Source organism: Micromonospora sp. NPDC047730 (genome assembly GCF_043204765.1).
In the GTDB taxonomy this organism is placed as follows: Bacteria; Actinomycetota; Actinomycetes; order Mycobacteriales; family Micromonosporaceae; genus Micromonospora.
In genome coordinates this window covers 127,416-150,249 of record NZ_JBIDCU010000011.1, presented here as the reverse complement: position 1 = coordinate 150,249, position 22,834 = coordinate 127,416, and the positions used below count along the sequence as shown (strand labels likewise).

General features: G+C 75.2%; 17 protein-coding genes. 12 read left to right on the top strand and 5 right to left on the bottom strand.

The features are described 5' to 3' along the window. Nucleotides 1–60 precede the first annotated feature (60 nt). Together ACGF5G_RS24010 and ACGF5G_RS24005 are read right to left on the bottom strand one after the other, a co-directional pair. Nucleotides 61–819 carry a class I SAM-dependent methyltransferase gene (locus tag ACGF5G_RS24010; RefSeq protein WP_393266361.1) on the bottom strand — a complete coding sequence of 253 codons (759 nt, stop codon included), beginning with the start codon at nucleotides 817–819 and terminating at the stop codon, nucleotides 61–63. Between the two features lie 139 nt (nucleotides 820–958). Beyond that, a complete protein-coding gene (locus ACGF5G_RS24005) occupies nucleotides 959–2,179 on the bottom strand; it encodes an MFS transporter (RefSeq protein ID WP_393266360.1) in 1,221 nt (406 codons plus the stop codon). Nucleotides 2,180–2,317: 138 nt separating this feature from the next. On the opposite strand from ACGF5G_RS24005, the gene ACGF5G_RS24000 reads away from it, so the two are divergent. The 7 genes from ACGF5G_RS24000 (at nucleotide 2,318) to ACGF5G_RS23970 (ending at nucleotide 8,113) form a co-directional block, all read left to right on the top strand. Further along, nucleotides 2,318–2,767, top strand: coding sequence for a MarR family transcriptional regulator (locus ACGF5G_RS24000; RefSeq protein WP_363707415.1), 450 nt, complete (start codon nucleotides 2,318–2,320; stop codon nucleotides 2,765–2,767). A 163-nt stretch (nucleotides 2,768–2,930) separates the two neighbouring features. Continuing rightward, nucleotides 2,931–3,371, top strand: a complete 441-nt coding sequence (locus tag ACGF5G_RS23995; RefSeq protein ID WP_393266357.1) for a DUF6766 family protein — start codon at nucleotides 2,931–2,933, stop codon at nucleotides 3,369–3,371. A gap of 91 nt (nucleotides 3,372–3,462) precedes the next feature. Next, a complete protein-coding gene (locus ACGF5G_RS23990; protein ID WP_393266356.1) occupies nucleotides 3,463–4,428 on the top strand; it encodes a zinc-binding dehydrogenase in 966 nt (321 codons plus the stop codon). Between the two features lie 160 nt (nucleotides 4,429–4,588). Beyond that, nucleotides 4,589–5,896: a phenylacetate--CoA ligase PaaK gene (gene paaK / locus ACGF5G_RS23985; protein WP_393266354.1), complete on the top strand. Its 1,308-nt coding sequence runs from the start codon at nucleotides 4,589–4,591 to the stop codon at nucleotides 5,894–5,896. A 1-nt stretch (nucleotide 5,897) separates the two neighbouring features. Next, nucleotides 5,898–6,305 (top strand): hydroxyphenylacetyl-CoA thioesterase PaaI, encoded by a 408-nt coding sequence (paaI, locus tag ACGF5G_RS23980; RefSeq protein WP_393266352.1) that lies wholly within the window; start codon nucleotides 5,898–5,900, stop codon nucleotides 6,303–6,305. A 73-nt stretch (nucleotides 6,306–6,378) separates the two neighbouring features. After that, entirely contained in the window at nucleotides 6,379–7,488 is a 1,110-nt protein-coding gene (locus ACGF5G_RS23975; RefSeq protein WP_393266349.1) for a nucleotide disphospho-sugar-binding domain-containing protein, read from the top strand. Nucleotides 7,489–7,546: 58 nt separating this feature from the next. After that, a complete protein-coding gene (locus tag ACGF5G_RS23970; RefSeq protein WP_393266346.1) occupies nucleotides 7,547–8,113 on the top strand; it encodes a dienelactone hydrolase family protein in 567 nt (188 codons plus the stop codon). 101 nt (nucleotides 8,114–8,214) lie between these two features. On the opposite strand, the gene ACGF5G_RS23965 is transcribed toward ACGF5G_RS23970, so the two are convergent. Both ACGF5G_RS23965 and ACGF5G_RS23960 read right to left on the bottom strand, forming a co-directional pair. After that, a complete protein-coding gene (locus ACGF5G_RS23965; protein ID WP_393266344.1) occupies nucleotides 8,215–9,108 on the bottom strand; it encodes an aldo/keto reductase in 894 nt (297 codons plus the stop codon). A 109-nt stretch (nucleotides 9,109–9,217) separates the two neighbouring features. Further along, nucleotides 9,218–11,098 carry an AAA family ATPase gene (locus tag ACGF5G_RS23960; RefSeq protein WP_393266342.1) on the bottom strand — a complete coding sequence of 627 codons (1,881 nt, stop codon included), beginning with the start codon at nucleotides 11,096–11,098 and terminating at the stop codon, nucleotides 9,218–9,220. Nucleotides 11,099–11,359: 261 nt separating this feature from the next. Here ACGF5G_RS23960 and ACGF5G_RS23955 point away from each other — a divergent pair, with 261 nt between their 5' ends. From ACGF5G_RS23955 to ACGF5G_RS23940, 4 genes are all read left to right on the top strand, one after another. Continuing rightward, nucleotides 11,360–14,254, top strand: a complete 2,895-nt coding sequence (locus ACGF5G_RS23955) for a helix-turn-helix transcriptional regulator (protein ID WP_393266339.1) — start codon at nucleotides 11,360–11,362, stop codon at nucleotides 14,252–14,254. A 107-nt stretch (nucleotides 14,255–14,361) separates the two neighbouring features. Further along, nucleotides 14,362–15,132 (top strand): DUF5995 family protein, encoded by a 771-nt coding sequence (locus tag ACGF5G_RS23950; RefSeq protein WP_350707455.1) that lies wholly within the window; start codon nucleotides 14,362–14,364, stop codon nucleotides 15,130–15,132. 634 nt (nucleotides 15,133–15,766) lie between these two features. Beyond that, on the top strand, nucleotides 15,767–17,860 hold the full coding sequence (locus tag ACGF5G_RS23945) for an amino acid transporter (RefSeq protein ID WP_393266337.1): 2,094 nt from the start codon (nucleotides 15,767–15,769) through the stop codon (nucleotides 17,858–17,860). Nucleotides 17,861–18,055: 195 nt separating this feature from the next. Then, complete coding sequence (locus tag ACGF5G_RS23940) at nucleotides 18,056–19,678, top strand: right-handed parallel beta-helix repeat-containing protein (RefSeq protein ID WP_393266335.1); 1,623 nt, start codon at nucleotides 18,056–18,058, stop codon at nucleotides 19,676–19,678. A 264-nt stretch (nucleotides 19,679–19,942) separates the two neighbouring features. Here ACGF5G_RS23940 and ACGF5G_RS23935 read toward each other — a convergent pair whose 3' ends face one another. After that, nucleotides 19,943–21,553 (bottom strand): MFS transporter, encoded by a 1,611-nt coding sequence (locus tag ACGF5G_RS23935; protein ID WP_393266333.1) that lies wholly within the window; start codon nucleotides 21,551–21,553, stop codon nucleotides 19,943–19,945. A 210-nt stretch (nucleotides 21,554–21,763) separates the two neighbouring features. Between ACGF5G_RS23935 and ACGF5G_RS23930 the strand changes: the two genes are divergently transcribed. Further along, nucleotides 21,764–22,597, top strand: a complete 834-nt coding sequence (locus ACGF5G_RS23930) for a TetR/AcrR family transcriptional regulator (protein ID WP_393266330.1) — start codon at nucleotides 21,764–21,766, stop codon at nucleotides 22,595–22,597. Nucleotides 22,598–22,834 lie beyond the last annotated feature (237 nt).

Sequence of the window (22,834 nt, the reverse complement as noted above, 5' to 3'; positions counted from 1 at the left end):
TCGCCGCAGCATACGCCGGGTCGGCCGCGGACGGCCGACCCGTGCCGTGGTGCCCCGCCGTCAGCGCACCGCCGCGACGGCGGCGTCGGCGCCGCCGCGCCAGACCACGCCGGCCTCGGTGAAGCCGGCGTCGGTCAGCGCCGCCAGGTGCCAGGAGGCCGGCGGGTTCCACTCCGGGCTGTGCCCGGTCGGGTAGATCTCGCGCCGCCGTTGCACCAGTGGGGCGAGCGCCGGGTCGGCCGCCGCCCGCTCCCACCAGTCCGACCAGGAGAGCACGGCGCCGCTGGCGTAGCGGGCCTCGCGCCGGGTCCGCGCGCTGTCCAGCAGGCGCTTGGTCAGCTCCGGCAGCGCGTCGTCGGGCATGTGGTCGGCGTTGAGCAGGATCCCGCCCGGGCGCAGCACGCCGTGCAGCTCGGCGTAGAGGCGGGCCAGCCGGTCGCCCGGCAGCCAGTGCAGCGCGGTGGCGGTGAGCACCGCGTCGTACTCCCGCACCGGCAGCGCGGTCGTCCACTCCGGCTGCCCGAGGTCGGCCTCGACCACGGTGACCCGGTCGCCGAACGTCGACCTGGCGATGGCCAGCAGCGCGGGATCGAGGTCGACCAGGGTGATCTCGGCGTCGGGGAAGCGGCGCAGCGCCCGGGCCGAGATGGTGCCGGTGCCGCCGGCCAGGTCGAGCAGGCGGGGTCGCCCGCCGTCGAGGATCGCCTCGACCGCGTCGAGCATCGCGGTGAACCGGTGCTCCCGGTCCGGCAGGTACGCCTCCTGCTGCCGGTCCCAGCTCTCCTGCCAGGCGGCGACGTTGCTGATGTAAGGACTCATAGCGATGAGGCTAGTTACCGTTCCGGAGCGCTGTCCAGACCTTGTTGCCAATAATTTGCAACAGCGAGAAGATTGCAGCGGGATGGTCCGGGTCGGGGCGGCGGGGCCCGGCCCGACCGGCCCCGCTGCCGCCGGTCGGTCAGGTCGAGGCGACCAGTTCCCGCTCCGCCGGCCGCGCCGCGGCCTGCCGGCGGGCCAGTCGCAGGGCGGCCAGCAGCACGCCCAGGCCGGCCAGGGTGACCGCCGCGCCCGCCCAGATCGGGGCGGTGTAGCCGAGCCCGGCCGCGATCGTCGTCCCGCCCACCCACGCGCCGAGGGCGTTGCCGACGTTGAAGGCCGCGATGTTCGCCCCGGAGGCCAGCGTCGGCGCCTGGTGGGCGTACCTCATGATCCGCATCTGCAACGGGGGAACGGTGGCGAAGCCGAACCCGCCCATCAGCAGCAGCGAGGCCACGGTGAGCGGCCGGCTGCCGGCGGTCAGGGCGAAGAACGCGAGCACCACGGTCAGCGCCGCGAGCACGACGACCAGGGTGCGCGACAGCGACACGTCGGCGGCGCGACCGCCGAGCAGGTTCCCCACGAACAGGCCCACCCCGAAGAGCACCAGCAGCCACGGCACCGTCCCGGTGGCGAAGCCGCTGACCTCGGTCAGGGTGTACGCGATGTAGGTGAACGCGCCGAACATGCCGCCGAAGCCGAGGACGGTCACCGCGAGCGACAGCCACACCTGCGGATGGGTGAAGGCCCGCAGTTCGCCGCGGAGCCCGTCGGCGGGGCGGTCGGCGTCGCCGGTCGGGCGGGCCGGGACGAGCAGGGCCAGGCCGGCGAGCGCGACCACGCCGATGCCGGTGATCGCCCAGAACGTCGACCGCCAGCCGAGATGCTGGCCGAGGAAGGTGCCGAACGGTACGCCGAGCACGTTGGCCGTGGTCAGCCCGGCGAACATCAGCGCGATGGCGCCCGCGCGCCGGGCCGGCGCGACCAGTCCGGCGGCGACCACGGCGCCGATGCCGAAGAACGCCCCGTGGCAGAGCGCGGCCACGATCCGGCCGGCCATCATCACGCCGTAGCCGTCGGCCAGGGCGGAGAGCAGGTTGCCGATGATGAAGAGCGCCATCAGGCCGAGCAGCACCGGCTTGCGCGGCAGCCGGGTGACCGCCGCGGTCAGCGCCACGCCGCCGATCGCGACGCTGAGCGCGTAGCCGGAGATCAGCCACCCGGCGACCGACTCGGTCACCGCGAAGTCGGCGGCCACCTGGGGCAGCAGCCCCATGATCACGAATTCGGTGAGGCCGATGCCGAAGGCGCCGACGGCCAGCGCGAGCAGTCCACCGGGCAGGGGCCGGTTCCGTCCAGACATGGTCTTCCGTTCCAGGAGAGAGGCAGATAGCTGGCGCATGCAACTACACGCGGAAGCAACAAAATAGTTGCACGCGCGGGATAACGGCGCAAGCCTGTTAGGCTGGGGGTCGACCAGGTCACACCGCGAGGAGGTCGGATGGGCATCGGCGACGACGCCGTGGAGGTACGCGCACAGGGCTGGCGCACCCTCGCCGCGCTGCACGGCCTCATCGAGGCGTCCCTGGAACGCGCGCTCCAGGCCGGGCACCAGCTCTCCGTGGTCGAGTACACGGTGCTCGACGCGCTCTCCCGCCAGGACGGCTGGCACATGCGAATGCGGCAGCTGGCCCGGGCCGCCGCGCTCTCCGACAGCGCCACCACCCGGCTGGTCACCCGCCTGGAGGACCGCGGCCTGCTCACCCGGGTCCTCTGCGCCGACGACCGACGCGGCATCTACACCGAGCTCACCCCCGCCGGGTGCGAGCTGCTCGCCCAGGCCCGGCCCACCCACGACCGGGTGCTGGCCGAGGCGCTGGCCGAGGCCGAGGCCGCACCGGAACTCGCCCCGCTGGTCGACGCGCTGCACCGGCTCCCGGCGTCCCGCTGACCCGCCGATCCGCCGATCCGCCGTTTCGCCGCGCCGTTTCGCCGCGCCGTTTCGCCGCGCCGTTTCGCCGCGCCGTTCCGCCGCGCCGACCCGCCGACCCGCCGTTTCGGCAGCGCCGAGCCGGGGCACATGCCCGACAGGGGATCGTCGAGAGGGGGTCGTGATGGCGGATACGACGACGCCGGCACAGGTGCGTCCGTCCGGTCCAGCGTCCGACGGGGGAGGTCCGCGCCGCAACGCCAGGCGGGCCGGGGGGCCGCCGTTCCGGAAGCCGCGCTGGCCCCGGGCGTACGCGTTCGCGCTGGTGACCGGGGCGCTGTTCCTGTTCTCCTGGATCGGACAGTTCGTCTTCCAGGCGGTGGCGGAGAGCAACGAGGCGAGCCAGCACGGTCAGTCCTTCGCCTGGGCGGACTTCCTGCCGCAGTTCCTCGCCTCCACCTTCGAGAACTGGCAGTCCGAGTTCCTCCAGCTGATCTGGCAGGCGGCCGGCCTGGCCCTGTTCTACTACTGGGGATCCTCCCAGTCCCGCGAGTCCGACGAGCGGATCGAAGCCAAGCTGGACGCGCTGCTGCGCGAGCGCAACCTCGACCCGGAGAACCCGTGACGTGTGGGCGGCGCCACCGCGCCGCCCGTTGACCTAAACCCCGCTTCACGTCCGAGGCTGGACCACGTCGGCGAGCGATGTGGAGGGTGACATGCGGGTGATCGAGGTGGCGACGTTCGGCGGGCCGGAGGTGCTGGCCCTGACCGAGACCCCCGAGCCGGTACCCGGTCCGGACGAGGTCGTGGTCGAGGTGTCCGTCGCGGACGTGCTCTGGGTGGAGACGATGATCCGACGCGGGCAGGGCGGCGAATACTTTCCCGTCCGGCCGCCGTACCGGCCGGGGGTCGGGGTCGCCGGCACCGTCGGCGCGGTCGGCGCGGGGGTCGACCCGGGCCGGATCGGCCGGCGGGTGGTCACCAGGACCGACGAGCGGGGTGGCTACCTGGAGCGCGCCGTGGTGCCCGCCGAGGGGCTGGTGCCGGTGCCCGACGGGGTCTCCCTGCCGGCCGCGGCGGCGCTGCTGCACGACGGGACGACCGCGTTCGGCCTGCTCGACCTGGTGCCGGTCCGCCCCGGGGACCACGTGCTGGTCACCGCCGCCGCCGGCGGCCTCGGCGTGGTGCTCGTGCAGGAGGTCCGCGCCCGAGGCGGGTTCGTCGTCGCGGCGGCCCGGGGCGCGGCCAAGCTCGACGCGCTGCGCCGGCTGGGCGCCGACGTCGTGGTGGACTACGCCGAGCCGGACTGGACGCTGCGGGTCCGGGCCGCGACGGACGGCCCGCACGTCGTCTTCGACGGTGCCGGCGGCGACTACGGCCGGGCGGCGTTCGACCTGGTGCGCGACGGCGGGCGGTTCTCCGCGCACGGCACCCCGGCCGGGGAGTTCGCGGTGCCCGCCGCCGAGGCCGCGCGCGCCCGGGGCATCACCGTCACCGGCATCGGCGACGTCCAGTTCACCCCCGAGCAGGCGCGCCGGCACCTGCGGGCCGCGCTCGACGCCACGGCGGCGGGGCGGATCGCGCCCCTGGTCGGCCAGACCTTCCCGTTGCACCGGGCCGCCGACGCCCATCGGGCGATCGAGGAGCGTGCCGCGATCGGCAAGACGCTGCTCACCGTCTGACCGCCGGGCCCGCCGGCCGTCCCGGCCACCGGTGGTGCCGCGCCGCCGGCCGGCGTACGGTACCAAGATCGGCAGGCGGGGCGGCCCGGTTCCGGGGCGATCCGGAGGTGTCGGCACGCGACCGCCGCCGCCGCGCCAGCGTGACGTGCAGGAGGCACCGATGCAGGACCGCACCCCGCGCCCCGAGGACCTGGAGCCGATCGAGCGGGCGAGCGTCGACGAGCTGCGGGCGGTGCAGCGGGAGCGGCTGCGCTGGTCGCTGCGGCACGCGTACGACAACGTGCCGCACTACCGCCGCGCCTTCGACGCCGCCGGGGTGCACCCCGACGACTGCCGGGACCTGGCCGACCTGGCCCGCTTCCCGTTCACCGGCAAGGCGGAGCTGCGGGAGAACTACCCGTTCGGCATGTTCGCCGTGCCGCGCGAACGCATCGCCCGGCTGCACGCCTCCTCCGGCACCACCGGCCGGCCGACGGTGGTCGGCTACACCGCCGACGACCTGCGGACCTGGGCCCGGCTGATGGCCAGGTCGATCCGGGCCGCCGGCGGCCGCCCCGGCGACCGCGTGCACGTCGCGTACGGCTACGGGCTGTTCACCGGCGGGCTCGGTGCGCACTACGGCGCGGAGGAACTGGGCTGCACCGTCATCCCCGTCTCCGGCGGGATGACCGAACGCCAGGTGATGCTGATCCGGGACTTCGAGCCGGAGGTCATCATGGCGACCCCCAGCTACCTGCTCGCGATCGTGGACGAGATGGAGCGGCAGGGGATCGACCCGCGCGCCACCTCGCTCCAGGTCGGTGTCCTCGGCGCGGAGCCGTGGACGGAGGACATGCGCCGGGAGATGGAACAGCGCCTCGACATGCACGCCGTGGACGTCTACGGCCTCTCCGAGATGATGGGCCCGGGCGTGGCCAACGAGTGCGTGGAGACCAAGGACGGGCCGCACCTGTGGGAGGACCACTTCTATCCGGAGATCGTCGACCCGGTCACCGGGGAGGTGCTCCCCGACGGCGAGCGCGGCGAGTTGGTGCTCACCTCGCTCACGAGGGAGGCCATGCCGGTCGTCCGCTACCGCACCCGCGACCTGACCCGGCTGCTGCCCGGCACCGCCCGCCCGATGCGCCGGATGGAGAAGATCACCGGACGCAGCGACGACATGATGATCGTGCGCGGGGTGAACGTCTTCCCCACCCAGATCGAGGAGCTGATCCTGCGTACGCCGCAGCTCTCGCCGCACTTCCAGTGCGTCCTCGGGCGGGAGGGGCGGATGGACACGCTGACCGTCCGGGTGGAGCGGCGGGCGGGGGTGGCCGCCGAGGCCGCCGAGCGGGCCGGCGGAGCACTGGTCGGGCTGGTCAAGAACACGATCGGAGTGAGCGTGGCGGTCGAGGTGGTCGCCCCGGACGGGGTGGAGCGGTCGATGGGCAAGATGCGGCGGATCGTCGACCAGCGGCGGGGCGCCTGACATGGCGGGACGCAACGCCGCGTACGAGATGTTCGACGCCGACGCGGCGTCGAAGGGGCTCGGCATCGAGCTGGTGGACGCCGCCGACGGGGCGGCGGTGGCCCGGATGCGGGTGACCGGTGCGATGGTCAACGGCCACGCGATCGCCCACGGGGGCTTCGTCTTCCTGCTCGCCGACACCGCCTTCGCGCTGGCCTGCAACAGCCACGGTCCGGTCACCGTCGCCGCCGGCGGCGAGATCACCTTCGTCCGTCCCGCCCGCGAGGGCGACCTGCTGACCGCCCGCGCCACCGAACGCACCCGGTACGGCCGCAGCGGCATCTACGACGTCACCGTCACCCGCGACGGCGGCGAGGTGGTCGCCGAGTTCCGGGGCCGCAGCCGCACCCTGCCGACGCCCGCCGGCTGAGCCTCGCGCCGCCGCCGATGCGCCCCACCTCGCCGCCCCCACGAGCGTTACCGGCGCGGCTAGCATCGGGGCGGTGCGAGTTCTGGTGGTCTCCGCGCCGTTGATCGGGCACGTCTTCCCCCTGCTGCCGCTGGCCGCCGCGCTGCGTGCCGCCGGGCACGAGGTGCTCGTCGCCACCGCCGCCGACGGCCTGCGGGCGGAGCAGTCCGGGCTGCCGGTGCGCGATGTCGCGCCGGCGTTCGACTTCGGCCGGATCGCCCGGGGCGTCATGCTGCGCCACCCGCTGATCGCCCGGGCCGAGCTGGCCGGCACGGCCGGCACCCGGGGCGCGGCGCTGCTCTTCGGCGCGGTCAACGACCAGATCGCCGACGGGGTGGTCGCCGTCGCCGCGGGGTGGAAGCCCGACCTGGTGGTCCACGAGCCGTTCGCGGTGGCCGGCGCGCTCGCCGCCGCGACGCGCGGGGTGCCCGCCGTACGCCAGGAGAACGCCCTCTTCGACGGCCGGGAGCTGGTCCGGGTCACCCTCGCGCGCCTGGGCGGGGCCCTGCGCCGGCACGGCCTGACGGAGCTGCCGCCCCCGGCCGCCGCGATTGCCGTCGCCCCGCCCAGCGTGCGGCACCAGGACGGCTGGCCCATGCGCTACGCCGCCCACGCCGGCGGCGGCGAGTTGCCGGGCTGGCTGCGCGAGCCGGGGGAGCGCCCGCGGGTGCTGGTCAGCCGCAGCACCGTCGCCGGCCCCGGCAGCGCCGGGCCGATGCCGGCGGTCGTCGCCGCCGCCGACCGGGTCGACGCCGAGTTCGTCCTGGTCCGCCCGGACGCACGGCTGGCCCGCCGGGCGCTGCCCGGCAACGTGCGCACCGTCGACTGGATTCCGCTCGCCGAGGCCCTGCCGGCGAGCGCGGCGCTGGTCCACCACGGCGGCGCGGGCAGCGTCTTCACCGCGCTGACCGCGGGGGTGCCGCAGCTGGCCACCGTCGGGCCCGGCGACCGGCGGCACAACGCCGAGCTGGTGGCGGCGCGCGGCGCGGGAATCGCGGTCCGGGCCCGCGACATCACCGCCGACACCCTGACCCGGCTGGTCGGCGATCCGGCGCTGCGCGACGCGGCGAGGCAGGTCAGCGCCGAGATCGCCGCGATGCCGGGGCCGGCGGAGCTGGTGCGCCGGCTGGAGTCGCTGGGCTGACGCCGTCCCGCCCGCGCGGCGGCCCGTTCCGGTCGGGGGTGTGAGGCAGGATGCCTCCATGGGACATGTCGTGCTGTTTCACTCCGTCTACGGGCTGCGGCCGGCCGTGCTGACCGCCGCCGACCGGCTGCGCGCCGCCGGGCACACGGTCGTCACCCCCGACCTCTATGGCGCGCCGGCCGCAGCGACGGTGGAGGACGGCTTCGCCCTGCTCCGCAAGATCGGCCAGGACGCCGTGCTGGACCGGGCCCGGGAGGCCCTGCGCGAGGCGCCGGCCGACGCGGTGCTGGCTGGCTTCTCGATGGGCGCGGGGGTGGCCGGCGCGATGCTCGCCGAGCGTCCCGACGCGGCGGCGTTGCTGCTGCTCTCCGGCGTCGGCGGCGAGCCGGAGTCGGTCCGGCCGGGCCTGCCGGTGCAGCTGCACCTGGGCGACCCGGACGACTACGACGCGGAGCCGGAGGTCGCGCAGTGGCGGCGGGCGATGACCGACGCCGGCGCGGAGCTGTCCGTCCACCGTTATCCCGGCGTCGGGCACCTCTACACCGACCCGCACCTGCCCGACCACGACGCGACGGCCGCCGCGCAGACCTGGGAGCGGGCCATCGCCTTCCTCGCCGACCGCTGACCGGACTCCGGCGGGGCGGGCCGCCGGCCCGCTGAGCCGCCCCGGGCCGGGCCAGACCGACCGCCCAGCCGGGGCGGGCCGGGCCGGGCCGGCCGGGCCGCTCAGCCGAGGCGGGCCAGGTCGTCGGCGGAGAGTCGGATCGCGCCGGCCGCCACGTTCTGCGCCAGGTGCTCCGGGTCGCCGGTGCCGGGGATGGCCAGCACGTGCCGCCCCCGGTGCAGCGTCCAGGCCAGGCGGACCTGGTGCGGAGTCACCCCGTGGGCGCGGGCCACCGCGCGCACCGCGTCGTCGTGCTCGCCGGTCGCGCCCGCCTCCCGCCCGGCGCCGGCGATCGCGAAGAACGGCACGAAGGCCACTCCGCGCTCGCCGCAGACCCGCAGCAGGTCGTCGGCCCACCGGTTCGTGTCGAGGGCGTACGCGTTCTGCACGCAGACCACCGGCGCGACGGCCTGCGCCTCGTCCAGGTGGTCCACCCGCACGTTGGACAGGCCGAGGTGCCGGATCAGCCCGGCGTCGCGCAGCTCGGCGAGGGCGGCGAAGCGCTCCGCCACCGAGTCCCGCCCCTCGCGCCGGACGATCCGCAGGTTGACCACGTCCAGGTGGTCCCGGCCGAGGCGGCGCAGGTTCTCCTCCACATCCCGGCGCAGCTCGGCCGGGGCCAGCTCCCGGTGCCGGTTCGCCGCGTCGAACGACGGCCCGACCTTCGTGGTGATGACCAGGTCGTCCGGGTACGGCGCGAGCGCCTCCCGGATGAGTTCGGTGGCGTACCGGCGCGGGCCGGTGCCGACGCCGAGCGGCCCGCCCGGCGAGACGTAGAAGGCGGCGGTGTCGATGTGGTTGACGCCGAGCTCGACCGCCCGGCGCAGGACGCGGAGGGCGCGCGCCCGGTCGGGGTCGGCGGTCAGCCGCATCGACCCGAAGCCCATCCGGTGCACGGTGCGGTCGCCGAGGGTCCAGGTGCCGGCGGCGGAGGCGGTGATCTCTTCGACAGGCATCAGGCGAAGCTAGCCAGGGGGACCCGGCCCGCGCACTCGGTCAGCCGCCCGATACCGCCCGGGGCCGGCACCGCCTTAACATGGATCGTGGGGGAGAGAAGGCCCTCTGTCACGCCGCCGCCGACGCCCCGCGCGGCAGCCCCCACGCCGACCGCCATTCGCGGCGCCTCCGCCAGTCCGACCGTGCCGGCCGGGCCGACGGGGCGCGGTCGCGTTCGACGGGCACGGCGGAGGACGAGGCGGCCCCCGACGCGGTTACGGCCGCCGCGGCGAGCCGGCGGGCCGGCGCCGCCGGATCCGAGGGCTGCCCGGCCCACCCGGCGATCGCGGCCCGCACCGCCCTCGGCAGCCGGGCGTACGCGACCTCGCGCAGCACCGGGTCGGCGACCGCGTACCCGCCGCCGGCGCGGCCGACCAGCAGGCCCGAGGCGGCGAGGGCGCGCAGCTCCGGCACCGCCCGGGCGGGCGACCAGCCGAGCAGGTGCCCCACCGCCGACGCGGTGACCCCCGCGCCGAGGGCCGCGACGCCGAGGGCCGCCACCGCCGTCAGCGCCGCCCGCCGGACGCCGTCGAGGCGGTCCAGCCGGGCGTCCACCTCCCGGCGCACCGACTCGGGCACGGGCGGCAACGCGGTCGGCGCCATGTCGGTCGGCGCCACGTCGAGCGACGCCACGTACGCGGCGGCCCGGCCGGGGTTGCCCCCGACCAGCGGCAGCAGGCGCGCGGCCTCCGCCGCCGGCCGGTCGACCCGGCGCAGCAGGTGACGCAGCAGCCGGCCGGTCTCCACCGGGCGCAGCGGCGGCACGTCCAGCCGCTGCCGGCGGTCCCGGGCCCCGGGCAGCACGTCCGCCCACTCGGGACGGTGCAGCACCACGACCGCCAGCGGCAGGGACCGGGCGGTGGCCGCCGCGAAGAGCCGGTGCATGAAGCGGTTCAGCTCCCCGGTGGCCCGGTCGAGGTCGTCCACCGCCACCACCAGCGGCTCCCGGGCGGCGAGCGACAGCAGCACCTCCCGCGCCACCTCGGCGCCCCGCGCGGCCTCATCGGCGGCGTCCGGGCCCGCCAGGAGTCCCTCCAGCGCGGACACCGCCTCGGTCAGGCCGGCGGGCGGCACCAGGCCCGCGAGGGCGGCGGCGAGCCGACGGCGTACGACCGGAGGTGGGTCGTTCGCGCGGAGGGCGGCGGCCCCGCGCACCAGGTCGGCGACGGGCGCCAGGGCCTCCGGGCACGGCGGGCAGTGCGCGACGCACCAGCGCACCGGCACGTCGTCCACGGTCGGGACGGCGTGCCGCAGCTCGTGCAGCAGCCGGCTGCGCCCGCTGCCGGCGGGACCGACCAGCGACAGCCAGCGCGGGCTGCGGTCCCGCACGGCGCGGACGATCAGGTCCCGGGCGGTGGCGAGTTCCCGCCGTCGCCCGACCAGCGGGCCCTCGTGCGGGGCCGGGGCCGGCCGGGTGGCGCCGGTGGCGTGCCACACGTCCACCGGCAGCGCCTTGCCGGCGAGAGCCACCGGCGGCACGCGGCGCTGGTCGATCAGCCCCACGGTGGCCCGGTGGGTGGCCGCGCAGAGCGCCACGCCGCCCGGCGGTGCGTACTCCTGCAACCGGGCGGCGGTGCTGGTCACCGCGCCGCTGGCCGCGCCGTGCCCGCCGTCGTGTGTCGCGGCGAGGTCCACCAGCGCCTCGCCGGTGGCCACCCCGACCCGGACCCGCAGCCGCGGCGCGCCGGGCACGGGACGCCGGTCGAGGGCCCGCTGGATGTCCAGCGCCGCCCGCACCGCCCGGTACGCGTCGAACCCGTCGGACTCGCGCGCGCCGAACAGCGCCATGACCGCGTCGCCGACGTACTTCTCGACCACCCCGTGCCACCGGCGCAGCACCCCGGCGACGGTGGCGAAGTAGGCGCGCTGCAGGGCCCGTACGTCCTCGGGGTCGAGCCGGTCGACGAGCGCGGTCGACCCGACGATGTCGGCGAACAGCACGGTGACCATGCGTCTCTCCTCCGGTGCCGGCCAGCCTGCCGACGCGACACGTTGCGGACCGGCGACGATGGTGAGCATGGGCATCGCACCCGCCTTTCCCCCCGTTGCCTGCCGACGCCTCGGAGACTGTCACCTGTGGGTCGACGGGGGATCTGCAGAACGACGTATGTCGGCCAGCCGCAACCTCCGGTCGCAATGTCGACGCGACGGGTACCACAGGGGCAGAAGACCCGTAGAACGGTGCGCGGACGTGTGACTAGGCTGCGTGCCATGGCCAGCGATGTGGACGCCGCACCGCTCGTCGGCCGGGCCGACCTGGTGACGACGGTACGGTCCGCGCTGCTCGACGAGGTCGCGCAGGGGCACACCGCCGCCGTCTTCCTCACCGGCGAGAGCGGCGTGGGCAAGACCCGGCTGCTGCGCGAGGTGGGCGCCCGGCTGCGCGACGCGGGCGCCCTGGTGCTCACCGGCTCCTGTCTGGACATCGGCGACGCGTCCCCGCTGCACCCGCTGCTGCAGGCGTTGCGCCGCTTCGACGCCGAGCTGACCGGCTCCCACGCCCGGACGTCCTCGGCCGTCCGCGGCCTCCTGCAGATGTTCGCCGACGAGACCGCCGGCCCGGACGGCGCCGGGGCGCTGCTGGAGCGGGTCTCCCGGGGGCTGCACCTGATCGCCGAAGGGCGCCCGCTGGTGCTCGTGCTGGACGACCTCCAGTGGGTCGACCGCAGCACCCGCCAGTTGCTGCTCTATCTGCTCGCCGGCCTCGGCGACCTCCAGTTGTCCGTGCTCGCCGCGGTGCGGGCCGAGTCGTTGCAGGGCGCGCACCCGCTGCGCCGGGTGCTCACCGAGCTGCGTCGGCTGCGCTCGGTGCGGGTGCTCGACCTGGCCCCGTTGGACCGGGCCGGCACCGACCAGCTCGCCGCCGCCGTGGTCGGCCGACCGCTCGCGCCTGAGGCGGCGGAGCTGGTGTGGCGGCGCAGCGGCGGCAACCCGTTCGTGGTGGAGGAGCTGGCCCGCGACCTGCGCGACGGCCGGGACGGCCTCTCCGACACGCTGCGCGAGATCTTCCTGGCCCGGGTCGACGCGCTGCCCCAGCACGCGCACGCCGTGGTGCACGCGGTCGCGGCCGGCGTCGAGCCGGTGGAGCACTGGCTGCTGGCGCGGGTGACGCGGCTGCCCGAGGACGAGCTGATCGAGGCGGTCCGCGCGGCCGTCGCGCACCGGCTGCTGGTGGGCGCGGACGACGGCTACCGGCTGCGGCACCGGCTGGTCGCCGAGGTGCTGGAGCACGAGCTGCTGCCCGCCGAGCGGGCCGCCCTGCACCGCCGCTACGCCGAGGCGCTCACCTCGGCCCCGGCGGAGCTGCACCAGGCCCGCCTGGCGCACCACTGGCGGCTGGCCGGTGAGCCGGCGCGGGCGCTGCCGGCGGCGACGGCGGCGGCCCGGGAGGCCGAGCGGCTGCACGGCTGGGCCGAGGCGCACCGGCACTGGTCGGTCGCGTTGCAGCTGGCCGGCTCGCCCGGCGTGGGTCCGCTGGACGTGGACCGGGTGACCCTGCTGGAGCGCGCCGCCGAGGCCGCCCACCACTGCGGCGAGCACGCCCGCGCGCTGACCCTGATCGAGGAGTTGGCCGGCTCCGGCGCCGACCGGTCGACCTGTGCGCTGCACATCCGGCGGGCCCGCTACCTGGCCGCCGTCGGCCGGTCGGCGCTCGCCGAGGCGGAATACCGGCGGGCCCTGGAGGCCGCCGACTGCACGCCCCGGGAACGCGCCACCGCCGCCGCCCACCTGGCCGAGCTGCTGCTGCACCTCGGCCGGTACGCCGACGCCGGACGGCGGGCCCGGGAGGCGCTGGAGCTGTCCGCCGCGGTCGAGGGCTCCACGTCGGAGGTCGTGCTGGCCAGCGCGGCCCTCGGGTTCTCCGAGGCGTACCTGGAGGACCCGGACGCCGGGCTGGCGGTGATGCGCCGGGCGCTGGAGACCGCCGAACGGTCCGGCCGCCCCGAGGACGTGGCCTGCGCCTACCTGCACCTGGCCGAGCTGTTGACCGGGCCGCTGAACGTGCTGGAGGAGGGCGTCGTCGTCGCCCGCCGGGGTGCCGAGCGGGTGGCCGAGCTGGGCCTCGGCCGCACCTGGGAGACCCGGCTGCTGGCCATCGCCACCAACGGGCTGTTCCGCGTGGGCCAGTGGGCGGAGGCGGAGAAGGTCGTCGCGGCGGCGCTGCGGCACCGCCCCTCCGGCGCGGACGCGGTCGAGCTGCTGCTGGCCCGCTGCCGGCTGTCGGTGGGCTACGGCGACATCGCGGCCGCCGACCGCGACCTGGACGCCGTGGCCACGGTGCTCGCCGGCGGCGGGGCGCGGCACGTGATTCCGTTGCTCACGCTGCGGGCGGGGCTGGCCATGTGGCAGGGCCGGCACGACCTCGCCCGGCAGGCGGTGCAGCGCGGCCTGACCGAGAGCCGCTCCGACGACGTGGGCATCCTCGCCGCGCTGGTGTGGCACGGCCTGCGGGCCGAGGCGGAGGCGCACGCCAGCCGGACGATCGCGGTGGACGAGACGGCGGTGCGGCGGCTGCGGGAGGTGGCCGACCGGGTGGCCCGCAAGAGCGAGCACGCGGCCCGCCCGGTGCGCGACGTGGTCGACGGGTTCCTGGCGCTGTGCGCCGCCGAGGTGAGCCGCCTCGACGGCAGCGACCCGGAGCTGTGGGCCCGGTCCGTGGCGCAGTGGGACCGGCGCCACCACCCCTACCCGGCGGCCTACTCGCGGCTGCGTCAGGCCGAGGCGCTGCTGGCCCGGCGCAGCCGCAGCGCCACGGCGGGCAAGCTGCTGCGGCAGGCGTACCAGGTGGCGCAGGGGCTCGGCGCGGTGCCGTTGACCTCGGAGATCCGGACCCTCGCGGGCCGGGCCCGGGTGGCGCTGGAGGACCGGCCGGTCGCGGGCGAGCAGACCGCCGGCCCGGACGGCGACGAGTTGGCGGTGCTGACCGCGCGGGAGCGGGAGGTGCTCGCCGCCGTCGCCGAGGGGCTGACGAACCGGGAGATCGGCCAGCGGCTGTTCATCAGCGAGCGGACCATCGGCGTGCACGTCTCGCACATCTTCGACAAGCTCCAGGTCCGCACCCGGGTGCAGGCCAGCGCCATCTTCCTGCGTAACCGGCCCACCTGACGCGCGTACGGATACGTCGTTCTACTGATCCGGCCGACGGTCGTCGGCTGGCAGGCTGTGCAGCGTCGCCGACGGCACGGGGTGCCGGGAACCACTGTGGAGGAGAGATGACGGAACCGGTGTGGGGGCCCGTGCATCGGGACGTCGTCGACCTGCTCGCCGACCACCCCGCCGACGTGCCGGCGGTGGTCGACCACCTCACCAAGCTCCAGGACCTGCTGGTCCGGCTGCCTCCGCTGGAGGCGAGCTGCCCGCTGGCCGACTTCAACAAGCTCTATCTGACGATCACCGAGAGCGTGTTGAACGGGCTCTACGACGACCGGTTCTCCGACCCCGTGTTCCTGTCGCGCCTCGACGTGGAGTTCGCCGCGCGCTACTTCGACGCGATGCGGCTGTGGACCGACTCCAGCCCGGGCACGCCGAAGGCCTGGACGTGCCTGTTCGAGCGGATGCGCGGGCCGGACGCCCGCCCGCTGCCGTCGGCGGCGGCCGGGGTGAACGCGCACATCAACTTCGACCTGCCGTTCGCGCTGGTGACCACGTTCGACAGCCTGGAGTCGGAGCCGGTCGACGGCACCGAGCAGCATCGCGACTACCTCGAGATCAACAACATCTTCGCGGACAAGATCCCCGGCCTGCGGCGCGGCTACCTGGAGCGGTGGCAGCTGCTCATCGACATGCTCAACGGCGACATCGACGACTGGTACCAGGGGGAACTGGTCGAGTACACCCGCGACGTCGCCTGGCGCAACGCGCAGAAGATCTGGCGGTGCCGGCACGACCCGGCCGCCCACGAGTGTGAGCGCGCGCGGTTGGACGACACCGCCGCGGCGCTCGGCCGGCTGCTGCTCTCGCCCCTCGGGGCGTTCCTGCAGTAGCCGGGACGGGGGGTCCCCGCGCTCCGCACCGGCACACGGCGGAGCGCGGGGACGCGTCCGCGCCGCGCCGCGCGCACGGCCGCCCGTCGCCGCCCCGCCCGCCATCCGCCGAGGCCGGTCGGGCGCGCCGCCGGCCGCGCCGGGTGGCGCGCTCAGGGGCGTTTCGACCTGCTGCGGTACGCCGCCGCGGCGGCTGCCCGGTTGGTTACAGCTCGCAGCAGACGCGCTGCCGGGCCGACACCCGGGACGACCGGGCGGCCTGGCTGGCCGGGCGGCTGGCACCGGCCGGCTGAGGGCGGCGCCGACGGCGGCCGGGCCCGGGGGGGTGCCCGGCCGAAGTCGGCGCGCGGCGGGCGGGTCCGGGGGGTGCCCGGCCGCCGTGGCCGCCCGGCGGGCGGGCCGTGGTCGGGGGTTGGGGGGGAGGGCCGGCCGGCTCGGGGGGTGTCGGCCGGTCCGCGCGGGGTACGCCCGCGCCGGCCGGTGTCGGCCGGTCCGGCCGGCGTCCCCGGCCGGCCCGTCCGTCCGGGAGGCCTCCCGACTCGTGGAAGGGCGCTCCGGGTTCGCCGTTCCGGCGGGCGGCCGGCGGGAGACCGCCTACGGTCGGGTCAGGACGGCCGAGGGGCGGGGACGGGGGATGGCTGACGAGCACGGGGCGGGGTCGCGGCGCACGCGCGGCCGCCGCCCGCCGCGCGGCGGAATGGACCGGGAGCTGCGCGCCGCGCGCGATCCCACCCACCCCGGCCGCCGCGCGGGTCGCCCGGTCGCCGTTCCGGAGGTCGTGGCCAGTCCCAGCCGGCCGGTGGCGCCGCCCAGCCCGCTGCGACGGTGGCTGTTGACGCACCGGGTGCAGCCGGTGGGCCCCGAGTCGGCGGAGGGCCAGGCCCGCTCGCACGCCTGGTGGCAGGTCATGTGCCTGACCGGGGTGGACTACTTCTCCACCCTGTCGTACCTGCCGGGGATCGCGGCGGTCGCGGCCGGGGCGCTCTCCCCGCTGGCCACCCTGCTGATCGTCGCGCTGACGCTGCTGGGCATGCTGCCGATGTACCGGCGGGTGGCCCGGGAGAGCCCGCACGGGCAGGGCTCGGTGGCGATGCTGGAACGGCTGCTGCCGTTCTGGCGGGGCAAGGTCTTCGTGCTGGTCCTGCTCGGCTTCGTGGCCACCTCCTGGATCATCACGATCACCCTCTCCTCGGCCGACGCCACGGTGCACCTGCTGGAGAACCCGCTGCTGCCCGAGGGCGTCGGCGGAACGGCGGTCGCCGTCGGCGTCACCGTCGTGCTGCTGCTGGTCCTCGGCGGCGTCTTCCTGCTCGGCTTCCGGGAGGCGGTGGCGGTGGCCATTCCGCTGGTCGCCGTCTTCCTGGCGCTGAACGCGGTGGTCGTCGCGGTCTCGGTGGCCGAGATCGCGGCGAACCCGGGGGCGCTGGCGGGCTGGACCTCGGCGCTGAGCGCGGGTCGGGGTCCCGGCGAGGTGGTGGTGACCGCCGTGCTGGCCTTCCCGCTGCTGGTGCTCGGGCTCTCCGGTTTCGAGACCGGGGTCAGCATGATGCCGCTGGTGGCCGGGGAGGGGCCGGACCGCGCGGCCCGGTTTGCCGCGCGGATCCGCAACACCCGCCGGATGCTCGCCACCGCCGCCCTCGTCATGTCGGTCTACCTGGTCTCGACCTCGCTCGTGACCACGGTCCTGATCCCGCCCGGTGAGTTCGCGCCGGGCGGGGCCGCCAACGGCCGGGCGCTGGCGTACCTCGCCCACGAGCACGTCGGCGAGGTCTTCGGCACCGTCTACGACGTCAGCAGCGCGCTCATCCTCTGGTTCGCCGGCGCCTCCGCGATGGCCGGCCTGATCAACATCGTGCCCCGCTATCTGCCCACCTACGGCATGGCGCCGGAGTGGGCCCGCGCGGTGCGGCCGGTCGTGATCGTCTACACGCTGGTCAGCATCGCGATCACCGTGGTGTTCCGGGCCGACGTCAACGACCAGGCCGGGGCGTACGCCACCGGGATCCTCGCCATGATGGTCTCCGCCGCCGTGGCGGTCACCATCTCCGCGGCCGGCCGCCGGGAGCGCGTCGCCGCCGTCGGCTTCGCCGTGCTCACCCTGGTCCTGTTGTACGCCCTGGCCGAGAACGTCATCGCCAAGCCGGACGGCATCACCATCTCGGTCCTGTTCATCCTCGGCATCGTCGCGGTCTCGCTGGTCTCGCGGGTGAGCCGGACCACCGAGCTGCGCACGGAGCGGATCGAGTTCGACGAGCCGGCCCGCCGGTTCGTCGCCGACTCGCTGGCGCACGACGGCCGGCTGCACCTCATCGCCCACAAGCGGGCCCGGGGCGCGGTGAAGGAGTACACGATCAAGGAGCGGGCGCAGCGGGGGATGAACCCGGTCCCCGGCGAGGGCGACATCCTGTTCCTGGAGATCGAGGTGGTCGACCCGTCCGAGTTCAGCCAGGTGCTGCGGGTCCACGGCGTGGAGGTCGGGGGCTTCCGGGTGTTGCGGGCCAGCAGCCCGGCGGTGCCGAACGCCATCGCGGCGATCCTCCTGGCGCTGCGCGACGCCACCGGCGTCCGCCCGCACGCCCACTTCGAGTGGTCCGAGGGGAACCCCCTCGCGCACCTGCTGCGCTACCTGATCCTCGGTCGGGGCGACACCCCGCCGGTGGTCCGGGAGATCCTCCGCAAGTCCGAGCCGGACCCGGCGCGTCGGCCGGGCATCCACGTCGGCGGCTGACCCCGGCACCCCGCGCCGGCCTCGGGCCGGACAGCCGTTCTCGACCGTCTCAAGATGAATCGTACGTTTATTCATCTTCGACTGACTTGCCCGAGTTTCGCTCGTATTGTGGCCTTCGGTGGCTGTCGGGATGTCAGTCACCCCGCGCCCGGTTCGGGCCGGCCGTGTCATGCACCGAGAGGCAGGGGAAGCCTGATGTCGACGTATCAAGGGAACCGGCGAGCGGCACCAACCAGGCGACGGTCCCGGTGGTTCTTAGCCGGTGGGCTCGTGGCGGGCACCCTGGTGGCCGGGGTGGCGGGCGGCGTCGCGGTGGCCGCGGGAGCGCTGCCCGTCGCGCCGGAGACGCCGTCCCTGGTGCTGCGCGGCGACGACTCCGGCGCGGAGCACCGCGACGACCGCCGCGAGCAGGGCCGCGCCGCCCTCGGCGGGCAGCCCTCCGGCGATCCTGCCGGGCAGCCCTCCGGGGCTGCCGCCGGGGAGCCCTCCGGCGACCGGTCGGGCGACTCCGCCGGGGAGCACCGGGGCGGGGAGGAGGGCCGGGACGGGTACCCGGACCCGGGGCCCGGGGCCGGGCGCCGCGCGGAGGTCGCGGTGCCGTGCGACTCGACGAAGCTCATCGCCGCGCTGGTCCGCGCCAACGCCGAGGGCGGTGCCCACCTGCGGCTCGCGCCGAAGTGCACGTACGAGCTGACGCACGCCTTCCAGCAGCCCGACGACTACGACGGCGGGATCCGGGACGCCCGGGAGGCGGCCGACAGCGCGGAGAACCCGGGCGACGCCGAGGCCCCGCCGCGCAACCCGCAGCACGACAGGGCGGGGCTGCCGGTCATCTACCACCCGATCACCATCCGGGGCGAGGGCGCCACGATCGAGCGGGACGTGCACGCCGAGGCGTTCCGGTTCTTCACCGTCCGCGACGGCGGGGAACTGACCCTCTCCGACGTCGTGCTGCGCAACGGCCTCTCCGCCGCCGAGGGCGGCAGCATCCACGTCGTGCACGGCGCGTCGGCGGTGGTCGAGCGCACCGCCGTCGTCGGCAGCACCTCCCTCTCCGCGGAGGGCGGCGGTGGCGGGATCTTCAACGACGGCAACATGGTGGTCGTCGACAGCACGTTCGTCGACAACCACGCCGCCGGCAAGGCGGGCAAGGGCGGGGGCCTGCTCAACGGCGGAGTGCTGACCCTGCGCACGTCGGACTTCCGGAACAACACCGCCGTCGCGTACGGCGGCGGCCTCGGCAACTACCGCGGGGCCGCCGAGGTGCGGAAGAGCACCTTCACGCACAACAACGCGGCGCAGGGCGGCGGCATCGCCAGCTTCTCGGCCCGCACCAGGGTGGCCGACAGCAAGGTGCTCGGCAACACCGCCCAGACCGGTGGCGGCATCGCCAACTCGGACGCCCTGATCTTCCTGCGCGGCCTGGAGGTGCGCGACAACACCGCCACCGGCAACGGCGGCGGCATCTCGACCTCCCAGGGCCTGCTTCCGCTCGACGACAGCGTCGTCGCCGGCAACACCGCCCGGGGTGCCGGCGGCGGCGTCTACGCCGCGAAGTCCAACCTGCTGGTCCGCCACAGCGAGGTCGACCGGAACCACGCCGTCGGCGCCGCGTCGACGGGCGGTGGAATCTTCGCGACCCAGGGTCAGGTCTCCCTCTACCGCAGCCGGGTGAGCGACAACACCGCCACGGGGAAGCCGGGCGGTCTCTTCGCCGACAAGGCCCGGGTCAGGGTCGACGACGAGACCGACATCGTCGACAACGAGCCCACCAACTGCGAGGGCAGCCGGGTGCCGGTGGCCAACTGCTTCCGCTGACCGGCCGCCCCGAGGGGCGCACCCGGCCCCGCTCCCGACGATCGTGAGGATCCTCGGCGGCGCGGGCCGGGTGCGCCCCTCGTCGCGTGCCCGCCGTCCGGACGCGCCCCTCCGCTCGCCGTCCGTCCGAGCTCGCCTGCGCGAGCTCGGCGGTCGGCCGCTCCGGCCGGGCCCAGCGACCCTACCGGGAGGTGGAGCCGCTGGCGGTGTAGCCGCTGCCCGGGAGAGGGCGCGGCTACACCGGTACGGTCCACGGGACCGGGTTCACGACGTGGGCGTCGTCACGGGCAGCTCGTCGGCCTGGTCGCGACCGCCGTGCTGTGCCGTCCGCCCCGGGACCGCCCTCGGTGAGGCGGGTCCGGGCCGGTTGCGTGCGGCGCGGAGCATGGTGGCGATCAGGATGGCCCCGCCCGCCGTCAGGACGACGCTGACCATCGCGGCGATCCGCATCTCGTGGGTGAAGGCGTCGAAGGCAACGCTCCGCAGCGCCTCCGCGGTCTGGTGCGGTAAGGCCGCGGCGGTGTCGACGGCGCCGCCGAGGGTCTCCTCCGCCGCGGCCAGCTCTTTGGAGGTGAGGCCCGCAGGGGCCTGGGACTCCATCTGCGAGCGGTAGACGGCGGTGCCGATGCTGCCGAGGAGCGCGATGCCCAGCGCTCCGCCGAACTCGGCGGAGGTCTCCGCCAGGGCGGAGGCCGCCCCGGCTCGCTCCGGCGGCGCGGCGGACAAGATCACCTCGGTGACGACGGCGGACACACCGCCGATGCCGATGGAGACCACGGCCAGTGCGCTGACCAGGTAGACGATGCCCGAGTCGGTCCGGATCAGGGACAGCGCGACGTATCCGGCGGTCGCCACCAAAAGCCCGGCGATCATCACGTTGGGCTTGCCGATACGCGGCGCCATCGCGGTGGCCAGGGCGACACCCACGGGCAGCACGAGGAACGTGGGCAGCGACCACAGGGCCGACTCGAACGGGCTCATGCCCAGGACGAGCTGCATGAACTGCCAGTTGAACAGCGAGAAGCCGATCATCGCGAAGGTCACCAGGGCGTCGATGAGCAGCGGCACGTTGAACCGGCGGGTGCGGAACAGCGCGAGGTCGATCATCGGGTTCACGGCCGTGCGCTGGCGGCGGATGAACAGTGCTCCCACGGCGAGTCCGGCGGCGATGCAGGCAGCCGGGGTCCATCCGAAGCCGTGCTTCGCCGTCAGCTTGATGCCGTAGATCACGGCGAGGACGGCCACCAGGGACAGCAGGGCGCCGAGCAGGTCGAAGCGGCCCGGCTTGGGATCGCGGTACTCGGGCAGCAGCAGCGGCCCGAGGAGCAGCAGCAGGATCATCACGGGGACGTTGATCAGGAAGACCGAGCCCCACCAGAAGTGCTCCAGCAGCAGGCCGCCGATGATGGGGCCGACGACGGCACCGCCCGCGAAGCCGGCCGTCCAGACGCCGACGGCGGTGGCCCGCTGCCGGTCGTCGTGGAACATGTTCCGGATCAGGGAGAGGGTGGAGGGGGCCAGCGAGGCTCCGGCGATGCCCATGAGCGCGCGGGTCGCGATCAGCATCTCGGGGCTGGACGCGTAGGCCGCGAGGACCGAGGCGAGACCGAAGGCCGCAGCACCGGTCAGCAGCACCCGCCGCCGTCCGATCCGGTCACCGAGGGTGCCCATCGTGATCAGCAGGCCGGCCAGCAGGAAGCCGTAGGCGTCCATGATCCACAGCAGTTCGGAGCTGCTCGGCTGGAGGTCGGCCGTCAGGGACGGGAGCGTGACGAACATGACGGACATGTCCATGGACGCCAGTACGCACGGCACCACCAGAACGGCGAGCCCGACCCACTGTCTGGTTCCGGCTCTCTTACGTTCTTCGGTCATGTCCTTCGCTCCTGCTCTTTCGGTTGGGACGGATTCCGTCACGCAGTGCGTACTTAGTACGCGCATAGCTGTGTACAGGATACGCACACGCGTGCGGGTGGCTGCAAATGTGTTTCGGGCCTGCTATTTTCCCTGCTTCATGCGCTCGCTTCGATGGCGGGATAGAATTTCGACACACCTTCGCCGGGTGTGACGAAAAGGAGTGTGGTGATGTCGGAGCAGTCGGCCTGCGCGTCCTGCGGAAAGACGCTGGAGCATGCGGAACGGGGGCGGCCGCGGCGCTACTGCTCCCGCGCCTGCCAGGCGCGGGCCTACCGGGGCCGTAGGACGGAGGCGCCGGCCGACGTCCTGGAGGCGAGCGACAGCGCACCCCACCTCACCGTCGAGCGCATCGTGCGGGCCGGAATCGACGTCGCGGACGCGGAGGGGCTCGACGCGCTGTCGATGCGCCGGGTCGCCACGGACCTCGGCGCGAGCACCATGGCCCTGTACCGGCACGTGGCGTCCAAGGACGATCTGGTGGCCCTGATGGTGGAGGCGGCGATGGCCGACGTCCCTCTGCCCGACGCGCCGCCGCGGAACTGGCGGCACGGCCTCGAACGAGCCGCCTACCGCGACTGGGAGCTGTACCACCGCCACCCGTGGATCCTGTCGAGGGTCCTGGTGACAACCCGCGCACACTTCAGCCCGGCACTCGCGGCGGACAGCGAAAGCACCTTCTCCTCCTTCGACGGACTCGGCCTCGAACCTGCCGACGCCTTCCGGTACATGTTCATGTTCGCCTCCTACGTGCAGGGTGTGGCGCTGACCTACGTCAGCGACGTGGAGGCGGAACGGCAGGCGGAAAGCACCACGCAGCGGACGGCGCACGCCCCGGACGAGGAACGCAGCCCGCTCTTCGAGTCCGGCGCGTACCCGCGGCTCGGCTCCGCGATGCGCGCGGGCGCCGCCCCCTGGGACCTCGACGCCCTGTTCGCCTCGGGCCTCGCCGGAGTCCTGGACGGCATCGCGGCCGATCTTGCACGGCGGGGCATCGAGGCCTGAGTCGCGGCGGGCGGTTTGTCACGCGGCCCGGATCGCTCCCGAGCAACTCGGAGTCCATCGCCCGGCGATCACCCGCAGTGTCGCCGAGGTGCGGCCGCTGCTGGCCGAGCGTGGCTGCTGGGTGCACGACGGAGTGCGGATACGGACCCTCGCCGACGTGGTGGCCTACCTGGACCATCACCCGTGCGCCTTGATGGACGCCACCGAGGTGCGGATCTGCCGACCGTTCCCGCCGCC